Here is a 12941-nt window from a genome sequence, read left to right as displayed (position 1 = left end):
ATTCCTGCCTCACTTGTCCCCGGTGAGCGTGTACGTCTTGTCGCTCTCGGGGATGTCGTTGCCGTCGCCCGGTGCCACGAGGGCGAGCCGGACGTGCTCCGCGAAGGACTCCGCGTAGGCGACGCGCTGCGCGTCGGCCGTGGAGAGGGCGAAGGTGATGGGGACGCCGTCCCGTTCGCTCAGCCGGGAGCGGTCCTCGTCGCCGGAGTTCTCCTTGAACGGCGTCAGCTTCCCGACGTCGATGACCTTCGCGTCGTTCACGATGACCTTCGACTGGTTCGCCGACTGGCCCTTGCCGCCCGTCTGCTGCTCACCCTCGAAGGTGGCGAAGATGTTGACCCGGCTGCCCGAGTTGATCTTGCCGGCGACACCGGTCTCGGCGTCGATCATGATGGCGATCTCCTGCTGGCCCGGCTTGAGTTCGGGCCGCTCGTCGATCATGTCCGTCTGCAGCAGCGACCCCTTGCGCAGCTTGTTGGTGGCGACCTTGCCGCGCACCTCGTCGAGGTCGGTGACCGCGGTCTCCGGAAGCCAGCGCTTCGGTATGGACACCTTCTTGAACTGCCCCTCGTCGAGGGACTTGTACGGCGGAACGTCAGCCTTGAGCTCGTACGCCGTCGTCTCGGGACCGACCTTCGACTCCACGTCGCGTATGAGTGTCAGCACGCCCCCGAACGCCGCGAGGGCACACAGGACGGAGACGACCAGCAGGATGACGCCACGGCGCTGGCGTGAATTCATGGACTACAGACCTCGGGGATCGGCGACAACGGCGTGACTGGATTGCGAGTCGGAGCGTGCGGCGGCGGCCGCGTGCCTCTGCTTGAGGAAGGCGCCGAGGCCGGCGCCCCTTCGTGAGTTGTCCGTACGGTCTCCGTCGTCGTCCTGACCGGTACCGGAGGAGGAACCGCCGGAACCGGAAGCGGTACGGGAGGAGAGCGCGGAACCGGAGCGGTTGCGGGCGGGCGCCGGGCGCACCGCCGCCGCCCTCCGTGAGCCGGTCCCGTAGGGGGCGGGCGCCGCACAGAACGCGCAGCGGTCACCGATGAGTTCGAGTCCGCACCAGTGGCACTCGTCCCGCCGCACCGAGGAGACGAGTCGGTAGAGCACCGAGACGTCCGGGATCGCGGCGGCGAACTCCACGAGCTTGCCGGTCCCCCACCAGCGGGCGGCCTCAGCCGGCAGATACGCCTCCTGCACGCTGCCGACGCGCCACTGCGGAGCCAGGGAGCGGGTGACCCAGTCGGAGTTGAGCTGGCCGTTGGCGTAGGTGAGATGCGTCGGGAACTGGGGCCCCGTGAGCGCGGCCCTGACCACGCCGCGGGCACCGCTGTCGGTGCGCACCAGCTGGGGCGTGGGCGTGGCCAGCACCGCGAACTGGGCCTTGGGATTCCAGGACCTGGCGCTCGCCGTGTAGGAGAGCGGCAGATGATCGAGCTTCGCCACGGAACTCAGCAGCGCACCCGCGTAGATGTAATGCGAGAGGAGCCGTACGGCGGCGCCCAGCACTCCCGGGCTGAACTCGCACAGCGAGAGCTGCCTCAACTGCCGTACGAGGACCGCGGTACCCAGCGGCGGCAGTGGCGTCGGCATCAGCGCGACGCGGTCGCTCTCCAGGACCGAGCGGATGGCGTGGAGCCTGTGCAGGAAGGGCTTGGGCAGCGTCGTGGGATGCACGACGATCAGATGGCCGTTCTGATCGATCAGCCTCTGCGTCTGTGCGAGCGCCACGTCGAACGGCTGCTCGTCCGGCGCCTGGTAGACATGCGCCCGCGGCGTGTGCCGGTCCGGCGGGGGCAGCATGTGGCCGTGGCTGGTGACTGCTATTGCAGTGGTCATCCCCGCCCCCGAGCTCCAAGTCGGACCGGTCCGGTCCGAGTACCCGATCGTCAATGTTGATCTGACGACACCACACCTTACGGGCGGGAGCCCTGCCTCGGAACAGCTTCGGCCCGCCCGCTCTCCCTGCCATACCCCGCGCCGTCCGTTGGTCAATCGGCTCGCGGGTCGGCACTCGTCCCGACTGCCGGGATAGTGACGTTTCGTCGGCGACTGTTTACGAGGGAATCTCCCTCACCTGTTACCAGGGAATCTCCCTCACCTGCTGCACGCACAGCACGATGAAAAGCATTCCCGATACGAAAAGCATCACGTTGCTGACAATTCCGTTGCGCCATTCCCGCGGGGTCCGGTCCGAATTGAGCAGCCAGAGGAGCGTCAGCGCGAGGAACGGCATGAAGAACGCGCCGAGCACGCCGTAGACCACCACGAGCAGGAAGGGCTGCTCCAGCCAGAGCAGGGTCATCGGCGGGAAGGTCAGCCACAGCAGGTACGCGCGGAAGGGCAGCGACCGCTCACGCTGACCGCCGACCACGGCCTGCACCCCGGCCTCGCCGCCTGCGCCCTCGCTGTTCGTCTTCCGGGCGGCGCGCATCCGCTCCACGAAGTCGGCGAACATCAGGCTCACGCCCTGCCACACGCCGATCAGCGACGTGAAGGACGTGGCGAAGAAGCCGATGAGGAAGAGCGTGGAGGTGAACGCGCCGAAGCGGTCCTCGAGCACCTTGTCGAGGTCGGCCAGGCCTTTGTCGCCCTCGGCGATCGCGATGCTCGTGGAGTGCAGCAGCTCGGCGCCGACGATCAGCATCGCGACGACGAAGATGCCAGTGGTGACGTAGGCGACGCGGTTGTCGAGCCGCATCATCTTCATCCAGCCGCTGTCGGTCCAGCCCTTGGCGTTCACCCAGTACCCGTACGCGGCCATGGTGATGGTGCCGCCGACTCCGCCGATCAGGCCGAGGGTGTAGAAGACCGAACCGTCCGGGAGGACGGGAACCAGCCCGGCGAAGCTGGCCCCGATGTCGGGCGAGACGAGTATCGCGACGTAGACGACGACCACGAACATGAGGCCGACCAGGAACGTCATGACCTTTTCGAAGATCGCGTAGCGGTTGAACCAGACGAACACGAGGCCCAGGAGGCCGGTGATGATCGCCCAGCCCTTGAGGTCGAGCACGCCGGGGAAGAGCGCCTCCAGGGGAAGCCCGGAGGAGGACATGGCGGTTCCGCCGTAGACGAAGCCCCAGATCACGACGTAGATGGCGAAGTAGACCGTGGTCCAGGAGCCGAGCGAACGCCAGCCGTCGAAGATGGTACGGCCGGTGGACAAGTGCCAGCGGCCGGTCGCCTCGGCGAGCGCGATCTTGATGATGCAGCCGATGACGGCGGCCCACATGAGCGCGTAGCCGAACTTGCTTCCCGCGATCAGCGTGGCGACCAGGTCACCGGCACCGACTCCCGTCGCGGCGACCACGAAGCCGGGGCCGATCAACTTCCAGCTGGCCTTGCGTACTCGGGGCCCGGAGCCGCCCTTGTCCTCGCCGGACGAGTCCGGGGTGGAGGCGGCTGCCCCGCTCTGCTCGCTGTCCTCGGTTGCCATCGCTGACCGCCTTCGCACTCGTCCCCTGGAAGCGCCCTACCTGTGAAGAGGCCCTTTCCCGGCGCATCCAATCCCCCGATGGCGATCAATACAAGAGCTCGGACGACTGCCGGAAGTCTTGACAAGGCAATTGGTCTGGACCATCTTGTCAGCCAAGCGCAGGGCCCGCGCACCACGCTCGACCCCTTTCCTCCCCATCTCCCCCCACCCCGGAGGCAGTTGTGGCACGCGCAAGATTCCTGTCCCACTCGTATGCACGCCCCCGCGTCCTCGCCGCCGTCACAGCGGCGGCACTGACCTTGTGCGGACTGCTCACAGCCGGCGCCGCCAGCGCGGGCGCGGCCCCGTCCGCCGGAAAGGCCCCGGCCGTCGGCGCATCCGCCGTACCCGCGCACGCCGTGACGGGCTACTGGCAGAACTTCGACAACGGCGCGACGACCCAGAAGCTGTCCGACCTGCCGGACGACTACGACATCATCGCCGTGGCCTTCGCCGACGCCACGGGCACGCCGGGCCAGGTCGACTTCAAGCTCGACCCTGCGACGGGCTACGGCTCGGAGGACGACTTCAAGGCCGACATCAAGGCCAAGCACGACGCGGGCAAGTCGGTCATCGTCTCGGTGGGCGGCGAGAAGGGCGCCGTCAGCGTCGCCGACGAGGCCTCAGCCGGCGCCTTCGCCGACAGCGTCGTCTCCCTCATGGACGAGTACGGCTTCGACGGGGTCGACATCGACCTGGAGAACGGCCTCAACTCGACCTACATGACCAAGGCGCTGGACGCCGTCCACAGCAAGAAGAGCGACGTCGTGGTGACGATGGCCCCGCAGACCATCGACATGCAGTCCACCTCGACCGAGTACTTCAAGACCGCGCTGAACATCAAGGACTACCTGACGGTCCTCAACATGCAGTACTACAACAGCGGTTCGATGAACGGCTGTGACGGCAAGACCTACGCGCAGGGCGGCGTCGACTTCCTGACGGCCCTCGCCTGCATCCAGCTGGAGGGCGGCCTCGACCCCTCACAGGTGGGGATCGGCACGCCGGCCTCCTCCAGCGCGGCGGGCTCGGGCTTCGTCGACCCCAAGGTCGTCACGGACGCGCTGGACTGCCTCGCCGAGGGCACCAACTGCGGGAGCTTCAAGCCGGAGAAGAAGTACCCCGGCATCCGCGGCGCCATGACCTGGTCGACCAACTGGGACGCGACGAACGGCAACAAGTGGTCGGGCACGGTCGGCCCGCACGTGCACGGACTGCCGTAGGCCCGAACCGCGGCCGCCCCTACGGAGGGGCGGCCCACCGGCTGCTGCGGGGTGGCCCCCACCTCCCCGTACGCACGCGACGCCCCCGGACAAGCTGTCCGGGGGCGTCGCCCGTCCTCGGCCGTGTGCGGAGGTCAGCGCCGGGCCGGCGTCATGGTGCCGCCGCACCACGCCGCCGGCCGGCAGCCGCCGGGCTCCGACACTGGCGGCCCGACGCTTACGGCTTCGGCAGCTTGCAGTCCGGCAGACTCAGGTCGACCTTGTTCCCGGCCGCGACGCAGCTGGTGAGGGTGTGGGTCTGCTGCCCGTAGGCGATGCCCTCGTGAACCGTGACCTTGCCGTCCTTGTCCACCTCGCACGGGTTGTTGAGGGTGCACTCCTCGCCGTCCTCGTTACGGGTGTTGTTGATCCCGACGATCTTCCCGGTCGAGTCGTCGATCACCGGAGAACCCGAGGTGCCGCCCTTGGTCTCGCACTCCTTCGTGTACCGGATCGAGTCCTTCATCGTCCAGCCGTCCTCGCGCAGTTCGGGCACGAAGGCGTCGATGGAGCAGCTGTAGGTCTCCTTCCAGTACCCGGAGACGACGGTCATGGCGGTGCCCTCCTTGGGGTGCTCCGCCTGGACCTCGAGCGGGTCGAGATTCGTGTCCTGCTTGATCTCCTCGTACGTGGCGTCGAGTTCGTAGAGCGAGACGTCCGTGTCCGTCATCGTCGCGTAGGCGATCTTCGTGGAGGTCAGCGAGCCGGCGTCTTCGCCCTTGGCGTCGAGCAGCGTGAAGTTGCGCTTCACGTCCTCATCGACGATGACCTGGCCCGGCTCCGGCATGCCCGCCTCACGGCAGTGCCCGTTGGTGAGCACGAGCCCCGGGTCCGACGCCTTCGACTCGGGCATCTTCACCAGCGAGCCGGAGCAGTTGCTCAGCGCGACGGTGCCGGCGAAATCCGGTGCGACCTTGGCCTTCTTGGTGTCGGCGGCCCTGGTGTCCTTCGCCTCCTTGGCGGCCTCGGCCTTGGGGGCGTCGGCGGCGGAGGCGGTCGTGGGGACGACGGCGATCCCGGTGACCGCGGCGGCTCCGAAGAAGGCCGTGGCCAGGATGCCGACGAGAGGTCTCTTCATGGTGGGGGGTTCCTCTCCTTGATCGAATCAAATGTGACGGTGATTCGTCGGGGGTGACGCCGTGCATTCTTGGCGCAGGAGAGGCACCCCCACAAGACCCCAACGGCGCCACCCGAAACGGACGATGATGTTCCGCGCGGGGGCGCCGTCGAGCCGGCTCTCTCTAGACGAACGGACTGATGACGGCCGCCACGGCGAAGCCCGCCACCGACAGCACGGACTCCAGCACCGTCCACGACTTCAGCGTGTCCCGCTCCGAGATGCCGAAGTACTTGGAGACGATCCAGAATCCCCCGTCGTTGACGTGCGAGGCGAAGATGGAACCCGCCGAGATCGCCATGATGACGAGGGCGATGTGCGGCTGCGAGTAGTCGCCGGACGCCAGTAGCGGAGCCACGATGCCCGCGGTGGTGACGATCGCGACCGTCGCCGATCCCTGTGCGACCCGGAGCACCAGGGAGAGCAGGTAGGACAGCACGATGACGGGGAGTCCCGCGTCGCCGAAGGTGTCCGCCAGCGCCTGGGCGACGCCGCTCCCGTCCAGTACCGCGCCGAAGACACCACCCGCACCGACGACGAGCAGGATGTTGCCGATCGGCTTCAGCGAGGCCGTCGAGACGGTCTCCAGCGACTGACGCGACCAGCCGCGCTTCAAGCCCAGCAGCCAGTACGCCAGCAGCAGCGCGATCGTCAGCGCGACGAAGGGATGCCCGAAGAACTCGATGACGGAGCGGAGCGTCGACGGGTCGAGCGCGATGGACGAGAACGTCGCCAGCAGGATCAGGATGAGCGGGGTGCCGATGATGCCGAGCACCACGCCGAGCGAGACGGGCTTCTCCGTGGAGACGCCTGCCGCCTTCTGCTCGGCGGCGACGGCCGCCTTGGCCTCCTCGGCCGCCTCGACCATGTCGTGCGGCACCTCGACGAAGAGGCGGTTGCCGATCCACGCGGAGTACGCCCAGGCGGCGATCACGGCCGGGATGCCGGTGATGATGCCCATCAGGATGATCCAGCCGAGGTCGACCTTCAGCAGCCCCGCGGCGGCCACCGGACCGGGGTGGGGCGGCAGGAACGCGTGCGTCATCGACAGGCCGGCGAGCAGCGGCATCGCGTAGAGGATGATCGATTTTCCGGAGCGCTTGGCGGCGGCGTAGACGATCGGTGCGAGGACGAAGATGCCGACGTCGAAGAAGACCGGAATGCCGAAGATGAGGCCGGTCAGGCCCATGGCCAGCGGTGCGCGCTTCTCCCCGAAGAGGGCCAGCAGACGGCTGGAGAGCGCCTCGGCGCCACCGCTGACCTCGAGTATCGCGCCCAGCATGGTGCCGAGCCCGATGATGATGGCGACGTGGCCGAGGATGCCGCCCATCCCGTCCTCGATGAGGGAGACGGCCTCGGACTTCTGCACGGTGCCGAAGAGTTCGGTGACCGAGAGGCCGGCGGCCAGGCCGACGGCTATGGAGACGCCCAGGAGCGCCACGAAGGGCTGCAACCGGACTTTGATGATCAGGAACAGCAGCAGCACGATGCCCAGGGCGGCGACGGTCAGCAGACCTGGGGTGCCGCCTATGAGCGCGAGAAGGCCGCCAGTGTGTGGTGGCGCCTTCTCGGGCGCGGATGCGAGCAGCATGGGTGGACCTCGGATTTTCTGTGTCAACAGCCGTGACTCTTCAGAGGGATGGGGACAAACGAGGGGGGTGGTGGTGTGTTGGGGTCCGGCGTCCGTTCCCACCGGTGCGCCGGGAGTCGTCCGGGCGGGCCCGGTCCGGCTCAGCCGAGAACCGCCAGCGCGTCGATCTCGACGAGCAGCCCGGCCGGCAGGCCGACGTAGACGGTCGTGCGGGCCGCCGGGGCCTCGGTGAGGCCGGCGAAGTACTCGTTGTAGATCTCGTTGAGCTCCGCGAAGTGCGAGGTGTCGGTGAGATAGACGCGGATCATCACCACGTCCTCCCAACTCGCCCCGCCCTCCTGCAGGATGGCCTCGACATTGGAGAGGGTGCGCAGCGTCTGCTCGCGCAGCCCCGGGCCCACCGGTACCGGCGCCTGGCCGGGTACGGCGGGCGCGAAGCCGACCTGGCCCGCGACCTGGAGGATGTTGCCCTTGCGCACGCCGTGCGAGAACTTCGCGGGCGGCGTGGTGTGGGTGGAGGGTGTGAGGGCCGTCTTGGCCGGCTTCTCGCTCATGGCTGCCGTTCCTTGTCTGGGGTCTTTCCGGAGTACTCGTCGCTGATGGCGTCGGCCGTGCGCCGCACCAGCGGGAGAAGGGTGAGGAGTTCCTCGGCGCTGACCACGACGTTGGGTGCCGACACGGACATGGCGGCCACGGCACGCCCGTCCGGACCGCGCACCGGGGCGCCGACGCAGTTGATGGACTCCTCGTGGCCACCCAGGTCGGTGGCCCAGCCCTGTTCGCGCACCGTCGCGAGTTCGGCGAGGAACGCCGCGGAGTCGGTGATCGAACGGGAGGTGTAGCGGGGGTAGTCGAGCCGTTCGGCGAGCGAGCGCCGCTCCTGCTCGGGCAGATCGGCCAGCAGCAGCTTCGCGACCGCGGCGACCGTGATGGCCACCGGTTTGCCGATCCGCGAGTACATCCGCACGGGATAGCGGCTCTCCACCTTGTCGATGTAGAGGACTTCGTCCTCCTCGTGGACCGCGAGGTGGATGGTGTGCCCCGTCCTCGCGTTCAGCTCCACGAGGTGCGGATGGGCAATCTCGCGCACATCCAGGTTCTCCACGGCCTGCTGCGCGAGCGCGAAGAGCCGCGTCCCCAACCGGTAGCGCTGGTCGGGCTGGCGGTGGACGATGCCGTGCTCGTGGAGCGTGCGCAGGAGCCGCAGCGCGGTGGACTTGTGCACGCCGAGCCGGTTCGCGACCTGCTCGAGGTTCGCCGGTCCCTCTGCCAGCAGGGGCAGGATGCTCAGTGCGCGGTCGACGGTCTGGCTCATGACGGATTCGCCTTCCCTGTGTTCCAGCCGGGCCCCAGGTGCAGTGCCCGCCAGTCCTTGTCGTCCAGGGCCGCCAACCGGTCGGCGACCTCGCGCGACGGCGGTTCCGCGAGATCGCCGGGCACGGTGAGAGCCGCCGCCGCGGTGAGATGTCCGTGCCGCAGCCGCTCGGCCAGGGGCAGTCCGCGCAGCGTCGCCGAGAGGAAACCGGCTGCGAATCCGTCGCCGGCACCGACGGCTCCCGCGACGTCGATCCGCAGGGCGGGCTCGTAGTGGGCGGTGTCGGCGGCCTCGTCGTCACCGCCCTCGTCGCCGCGCACGAACGCGGTCGCTCCCTCACGCCCCTGTTTGACCACGAGCACCGCCGGCTCGGGCAGCCGCTCCCTGAGCGCCTCGGGGCCGCCGGTCACGCCCCACGCCGCGGCGGCCTCGTCCTCGCCGGCGAAGACGACATCGCAGCCGCGGGCGAGTTCGAGCAGCACACCGGGGCCGGGGGCCGCATCGCCCTCGGCTCGGTTCCACAGACCCACGCGGTAGTTGACGTCGAAGGAGACGAGCGGGCGGTCCGGGCGCGGGCCCGTGAGCAGGCGCATCAGCTCCAGGCATTCCTCCGAGAGCGCGGCGGTGATGCCTGTGACGTGCAGCACCTCGGCGTCGTCGACGATGTCGAGGTCCACGGTCTGCGGCGACATGGCGGACGCGGCCGACCCGGCGCGGTAATAGACGACCTCGGCCGAGCCGACGCGGTCACCGGCCGCGTCGAGCGTCGTGGGGCGCTCGCCCTCCGTGCGGAAGTAGATGCCCGTGGGCCGTCTCGGGTCGCGTCCGACGAAGCCGATGTCGACCCCGCGCGCGGCGATGGTCTCCACCAGGTGGTCGCCGAATCCGTCGGCGCCGACACGGCTGACCCACCGCACGGAGTGCCCCGAACCGGCAAGCGCACAGGCCACGTTGGACTCGGCCCCGCCGATGGCCCGCTCGAAGGACGGCACGTCCGCGAGGCGTCCGGCCTGCGAAGGCAGGAACGTGACCATGGATTCGCCAAGGCAGACGACGTCGGTACTCACCACTGTCGGCATCCGCTCCCTCATCGATTGACGGGTGTTCGGCGGGATGCTAAACAGCTCTGAGCGAAATACGCAATGTCTATTGCACTTACTGCAACGCCACGACGCAAATGCCGAGGAGTAGGAGTCCACATGGCCGGCGCGGACCCTCTCGCCTCCCTCGCCGAGGAGCGCATCGATCACCGCTTCAAGGGGCTGCCCCCGGACGCCGCCGGCCGCACCGTGGCCGACCTCACCGCAGAGGGCCGCAACCTCTTCACCGGAGGCTTCACCACGCCGGTCCTCGCACTGTCCGCGGAGCGCCTGGAGCACAACCTCGCCCTGATGCGGACCTACACGCAGCGGCACGGCCTCTCCTTCGCCCCACACGGCAAGACCTCCATGGCCCCGCAGCTCTTCCACCGCCAACTCGCCCACGGCGCATGGGGGATCACGCTTGCCGTGCCCCATCAGGTGCGCGTGGCCAGGGCGTTCGGGATCCGGCGCATCTTCCTCGGCAACGAACTCGTCGACCCGGTCGCGCTCCGCTGGCTCTCCCGGGAGCTCGACGCCGACCCGGACTTCCGCTTCATCTGCTACGCCGACTCCACCGAGGGCGTCGCGCAGATGGACGCCGCCCTGAAGGAGGCCGGGGCCGCGCGTCCCGTCGACGTCGTCGTCGAACTCGCTGCCGGGGAAGGCGCCCGTACCGGAGCCCGCACCGAGGCCGAGTGCGAAGCGATCGCCACCGCCGTGGCGGGCACATCCACCCTCCGGCTGGCCGGGGTCGCGGGTTACGAGGGCGAAGTCCCGGACGCCTCCCCCGAGACGGTCACGGCGTGGCTGCGCCGGCTCAGCGCGCTCGCGACCGCGTTCGACGCCGACGGACGCTTCGACGGGCTCACCGAGATCGTGCTCAGCGCCGGCGGCAGCGCGTGGTTCGACACCGTCGCCGAAGTCTTCGCCGCACTGCCCCCGCTCTCCCGGCCGGTACTGAAGCTGCTCCGCTCCGGCGCGTACGTGTCGCACGACGACGGCGCCTACCGGGAGAAGACGCCCTTCAACCGGATCCCCGAAGAGGGCGCGCTGCAGGCGGCGTTCACGCTGTGGGCGCAGGTCGTCTCCCGGCCCGCTCCCGACCAGGCTTTCCTCAACGCGGGCAAGCGCGACGCCGCGTTCGACCTGCACCTGCCGCAGCCCCACACCGTCCGCGCCGGCGACGGCACGACGCGCCCGGCGCACGGCATCACGGTCACGGCGCTCTCCGACCAGCACGCCTGGGTCCGTACTGAAGCGCCCCTGGAGGTCGGGGAGTGGGTGGGGCTCGGCCTGTCACACCCGTGCACGATCTTCGACAAGTGGCAGCTCATCCCCGAGACGACTGCGGACGGCACGGTCACCGGCTACGTCCGCACGTTCTTCTGACGGGCGGACGGCCCGCACCGGCTCCGAAGGGACCGCCCTCATGGACCTGCTCATCCGCAACGCCGACATCGTGGACGGTTCCGGGACGAGCGCCGCGTACCGCGCCGACGTCGCCGTCGAGGACGGCCGCATCACCGCCATCACCCGGGAGTCGGACGGCCCCGGCGCCCGTGCCGCCGGTGCCCGTCGGACGCTCGACGCAACAGGGCTCGCCCTGGCCCCCGGGTTCATCGACATGCACGCTCACTCCGACCTGGCCCTCCTGCGCGACCCCGACCACTCCGCCAAGGCAGCGCAGGGAGTCACCCTCGAAGTCGTCGGCCAGGACGGCCTCTCCTACGCACCGGCCGACGACCGCACCCTCACCGAGGTGCGCAGCGCCATCACCGGCTGGAACGGCAGCGCGCCCGGAGACACCTCCGTCGAATTCGACTGGCGCACCGTCGGCGAGTACCTGGACCGCCTCGACCGCCAGGGCACGGCCGTCAACGCGGCCTACCTCGTGCCGCAGGGCAGCGTCCGCATGCTCGCCGTCGGCTGGGACGACCGTCCCGCGACGGCCGCCGAGACGGAGGCGATGCGGCGCCTGGTCGCCGAGGGCCTGGAGCAGGGCGCGGTGGGCATGTCCTCCGGCCTCACCTACACGCCCGGCATGTACGCCTCCGACGCCGAACTCACGGATCTGTGCCGCACGGTGGCCGCTTACGGCGGCTACTACTGCCCCCACCACCGCTCGTACGGCGAGGGCGCCCTCCAGGCCTACGAGGAGATGGTCGCCCTCACGCGGGAGGCGGGGTGCGCGCTCCATCTCGCCCACGCCACCATGAACTTCGGCGTCAACAAGGGCAGGGCGCCGGAGCTGACAGCGCTGCTCGACCGTGCGCTCGCCGCCGGCGCGGACATCACCCTGGACACGTATCCGTACACCCCCGGGTGCACGACGCTCGTGGCGATGCTGCCGAGTTGGGCGAGCGCGGGCGGCCCGGAGGCGATCCTCACCAGGCTGTCGGACGAGGAGACCTGTTCCCGGATCCGGCACGTCATGGAGGTGGAGGGCGCCGACGGCTGCCACGGCGTCCCCATGGACTGGGAAACGATCGAGATTTCGGGGGTCAACGACCCCGCCCTGGCCGGCCATGTCGGCAGGACCGTCGCCCAGTCGGCGAAAGAGAACGGCGAGGAGCCCTTCACCACGGCCCGGCGTCTGCTGATCGAGGACAAGCTCGGCACGACGATCCTCCAGCACGTGGGCCACGAGGAGAACGTGCGCCACATGATGCGCCACCCGGCTCATACCGGCGGCAGCGACGGCATCCTCCAGGGCGCCAAGCCGCACCCGCGCGCGTACGGGACCTTCCCGCAGTATCTCGGCCGCTACGTACGGGAGTTGGGCGTCCTCTCCCTGGAGGAGTGCGTCGCGCACCTCACCTCGCGCCCGGCGGCACGGCTGCGCCTCCCCGACCGGGGCCTGGTCCGGGAGGGCTACCGCGCGGACCTCGTCCTGTTCGATCCGGCCACGGTCGCCCCGGGCGCCACGTTCGACAATCCGCGCGTGCTGCCCACCGGCATCCCGCACGTGCTGATCGACGGCCGCTTCGTCATGGAGGACGGCCGTCGCACGGACGCCCTCGCGGGCCGCTCCGTCCGCCGCACGCCGACGCCGACGCCCTAGGCCCCGCCGACCGCGGCGTTCGGGGGCTCGTCTCC

At 69.5% G+C, this 12941-nt stretch carries 11 protein-coding genes; 3 read left to right on the top strand and 8 right to left on the bottom strand.

The features are described from left to right. Window positions 1–9: 9 nt before the first annotated feature. The 3 genes from cpaB to I004_RS0101575 all read right to left on the bottom strand — a co-directional run bounded on the left by cpaB (window position 10) and on the right by I004_RS0101575 (window position 3439). Window positions 10–741 carry a Flp pilus assembly protein CpaB gene (gene cpaB / locus I004_RS0101585; protein WP_028434059.1) on the bottom strand — a complete coding sequence of 244 codons (732 nt, stop codon included), beginning with the start codon at window positions 739–741 and terminating at the stop codon, window positions 10–12. 3 nt (window positions 742–744) lie between these two features. Next, window positions 745–1839 carry a hypothetical protein gene (locus I004_RS31515; RefSeq protein ID WP_199779309.1) on the bottom strand — a complete coding sequence of 365 codons (1095 nt, stop codon included), beginning with the start codon at window positions 1837–1839 and terminating at the stop codon, window positions 745–747. Window positions 1840–2080: 241 nt separating this feature from the next. Beyond that, a complete protein-coding gene (locus I004_RS0101575) occupies window positions 2081–3439 on the bottom strand; it encodes an Nramp family divalent metal transporter (RefSeq protein ID WP_028434058.1) in 1359 nt (452 codons plus the stop codon). Window positions 3440–3660: 221 nt separating this feature from the next. Between I004_RS0101575 and I004_RS0101565 the strand changes: the two genes are divergently transcribed. Then, complete coding sequence (locus tag I004_RS0101565; RefSeq protein WP_037974551.1) at window positions 3661–4701, top strand: chitinase; 1041 nt, start codon at window positions 3661–3663, stop codon at window positions 4699–4701. A gap of 217 nt (window positions 4702–4918) precedes the next feature. Here the strand turns inward: I004_RS0101565 and I004_RS0101560 are convergent, their stop codons facing one another. The 5 genes from I004_RS0101560 to I004_RS0101540 all read right to left on the bottom strand — a co-directional run bounded on the left by I004_RS0101560 (window position 4919) and on the right by I004_RS0101540 (window position 9842). Beyond that, window positions 4919–5818: a trypsin-like peptidase domain-containing protein gene (locus I004_RS0101560; RefSeq protein WP_028434056.1), complete on the bottom strand. Its 900-nt coding sequence runs from the start codon at window positions 5816–5818 to the stop codon at window positions 4919–4921. A gap of 163 nt (window positions 5819–5981) precedes the next feature. Then, complete coding sequence (locus I004_RS0101555; protein WP_028434055.1) at window positions 5982–7448, bottom strand: GntT/GntP/DsdX family permease; 1467 nt, start codon at window positions 7446–7448, stop codon at window positions 5982–5984. Between the two features lie 140 nt (window positions 7449–7588). Further along, the gene (locus I004_RS0101550; RefSeq protein WP_028434054.1) at window positions 7589–8002 is read right to left on the bottom strand and encodes a RidA family protein; all 414 of its coding nucleotides are present in this window, start codon (window positions 8000–8002) and stop codon (window positions 7589–7591) included. Further along, entirely contained in the window at window positions 7999–8763 is a 765-nt protein-coding gene (locus I004_RS0101545; RefSeq protein WP_028434053.1) for an IclR family transcriptional regulator, read from the bottom strand. Before I004_RS0101545 ends, I004_RS0101550 begins: the two co-directional genes overlap by 4 nt. After that, window positions 8760–9842 carry a sugar kinase gene (locus I004_RS0101540; RefSeq protein ID WP_486579648.1) on the bottom strand — a complete coding sequence of 361 codons (1083 nt, stop codon included), beginning with the start codon at window positions 9840–9842 and terminating at the stop codon, window positions 8760–8762. The genes I004_RS0101545 and I004_RS0101540 overlap by 4 nt, the downstream gene beginning before the upstream one ends. Window positions 9843–9962: 120 nt before the next feature. Here I004_RS0101540 and I004_RS0101535 point away from each other — a divergent pair, with 120 nt between their 5' ends. Together I004_RS0101535 and I004_RS0101530 are read left to right on the top strand one after the other, a co-directional pair. Next, on the top strand, window positions 9963–11234 hold the full coding sequence (locus I004_RS0101535) for an alanine racemase (protein ID WP_028434051.1): 1272 nt from the start codon (window positions 9963–9965) through the stop codon (window positions 11232–11234). 40 nt (window positions 11235–11274) lie between these two features. Continuing rightward, window positions 11275–12906, top strand: coding sequence for a D-aminoacylase (locus I004_RS0101530; RefSeq protein WP_028434050.1), 1632 nt, complete (start codon window positions 11275–11277; stop codon window positions 12904–12906). The last annotated feature ends 35 nt before the right edge of the window (window positions 12907–12941 follow it).

This window comes from Streptomyces sp. TAA486 (assembly GCF_000426165.1).
Note: the sequence above shows the minus strand (reverse complement) of the source record. Positions and strands in the feature narration are given on the sequence as shown.

Bases quoted from the DNA above. Each gene is read 5' to 3' on its own strand.
- I004_RS31515 (WP_199779309.1), bottom strand. From the start codon at position 1,839: ATGACCACTGCAATAGCAGTCACCAGCCACGGCCACATGCTGCCCCCG.
- I004_RS0101575 (WP_028434058.1), bottom strand. From the start codon at position 3,439: ATGGCAACCGAGGACAGCGAGCAGAGCGGGGCAGCCGCCTCCACCCCG.
- I004_RS0101550 (WP_028434054.1), bottom strand. From the start codon at position 8,002: ATGAGCGAGAAGCCGGCCAAGACGGCCCTCACACCCTCCACCCACACC.
- I004_RS0101535 (WP_028434051.1), top strand. From the start codon at position 9,963: ATGGCCGGCGCGGACCCTCTCGCCTCCCTCGCCGAGGAGCGCATCGAT.
- I004_RS0101540 (WP_486579648.1), bottom strand. From the start codon at position 9,842: ATGCCGACAGTGGTGAGTACCGACGTCGTCTGCCTTGGCGAATCCATG.
- I004_RS0101560 (WP_028434056.1), bottom strand. From the start codon at position 5,818: ATGAAGAGACCTCTCGTCGGCATCCTGGCCACGGCCTTCTTCGGAGCC.
- I004_RS0101545 (WP_028434053.1), bottom strand. From the start codon at position 8,763: ATGAGCCAGACCGTCGACCGCGCACTGAGCATCCTGCCCCTGCTGGCA.
- I004_RS0101555 (WP_028434055.1), bottom strand. From the start codon at position 7,448: ATGCTGCTCGCATCCGCGCCCGAGAAGGCGCCACCACACACTGGCGGC.
- I004_RS0101530 (WP_028434050.1), top strand. From the start codon at position 11,275: ATGGACCTGCTCATCCGCAACGCCGACATCGTGGACGGTTCCGGGACG.
- cpaB (WP_028434059.1), bottom strand. From the start codon at position 741: ATGAATTCACGCCAGCGCCGTGGCGTCATCCTGCTGGTCGTCTCCGTC.